A 1569-nucleotide genomic window follows, 5' to 3' on the forward strand; every position below is an offset into this window, starting at 1 on the left:
CTTCCACCAGATGATGACCTTCAATGCTCTGCTCTGCCACATGATGGCTTTGTACCGCAGCCGCTTGCAGATGCTCTGGTCCCACGGCTTCTGGGCTCAGCACCTCGCTGTCGACGGCCTGAGCTTTCAGATGGCTGCGAGATACACTGTTTGCCTGAAGTCTGTCGCCACTGACGCCTTCCTCTGGCAAAAGTCCCGAGAGATGTATATCTGTGGACAGCTGAGCCAGTGTCACCGAGCCCGGCTTTAGGTGATGCGAATCAATAACTTCCTCTCCAATGTGGTGGCTTGCAATAGCCTCCTCAGCCACATGGCGGGACTGTACCGTTCCATCTGCCAGCTTGCTGGACGTCACCGCTCCTTCCTGTATAGCATCCTCAGCCACCGCCTGCCAGCCTACATGCTGGGGCTGAATAGCCCCTGCTTGCAGATGCTCCGACTGGACTGAATCCAGCGCGATATGCCTAGACTGCACCACGCCCTCTGCCAGTGCGGACCCTTGGATCGCCCCATCGGCCAAATGCTGAGCGTGTACGGCATGCTCCGTCAAATGGACGGAGTTTACGCTGGCTTCTGCTAGATTCGATGCACGCACCGCCCGAAGCGCAAGCTTCTCAGCGTTCACGCTGCCTGCCTGGAGCGCGTGAACCGATACACTCCCGGGCGCAATATGCCGGGTCATCACTGCCGAAGCCTGCAAATGAGCAGAGGTGACGGATTCCGGAGCCAGATGGCTCGACTGGACGGCCTCTTCTGCCAAATGATTGGCTTGCACCGCTTCGTCCGTAATATGCCACGGCTGGACCGAATGAGGAGATATTTTGGCAGCAGTTACGCCATCATCCGCCAATTTGTCGGACGTAACGGACTCATTCTGCAAAGCATCGGTCGATATTGCTTGGGATGCAATATGCACACCCTGAATGGTTCCAAGGTGTAGATGGTGCGGCTGAATGGACTCCGGTGCGATATGCACGGACTTCACTGCCCCCTCTGCCAGCGCTCTGTCCTGTACTGCGCCAGGTGCCAAATGCCTAGGGTGTACGGCATGCTCAGACAACTGTGAAGGACCGACGCTTCCTTCCGCGAGATTCGTCGCTTGCACCGAGCGTGCCGCCAGCTTTTCCGAGGTGATGCTTTCTGCTTGAAGCGCACGACCTGACACACTGTCAACGGCCAGATGTCTCGCAAACACCGAGGAAGCCTGTAAATGATCAGAGGTGACGGATTCCGGAGCCAAATGGTTCGACTGGATGGCCTCTTCTGCCAAATGATTGGCTTGCACCGCTTCGTCTGTAATGTGCCACGGCTGGACCGAGTGGGCAGACAGCTTGGCGGCAGTCACGCTCTCATCCGCCAATTTGTCGGACGTAACAGATTCATTCTGCAAAGCATCGGTCGATATCGCCTGTGAGGCGATATGCACACCCTGAATGGTTCCCATTTGCAGATGATGCGACTGGATGGACTCCGGTGCGATATGCACGGACTTTACTACCCCTTCTGCTAGCGCTCTGTCCTGTACTGCGCCAGGTGCCAAATGCCGGGGGTGTACGGCATGCTCAGACA

1 pseudogene is annotated in these 1569 nt (G+C 56.9%); it reads right to left on the reverse strand.

Annotation, left to right across the window (positions count from 1 at the left end):
• Positions 1-1569: pseudogene (locus tag GRP75_RS26505) on the reverse strand (WIAG-tail domain); the annotation flags it as partial.

Origin of the sequence: Paenibacillus sp. OT2-17 (assembly GCF_009827695.1) — a bacterium.
GTDB lineage: Bacteria > Bacillota > Bacilli > Paenibacillales > Paenibacillaceae > Paenibacillus > Paenibacillus polymyxa_B.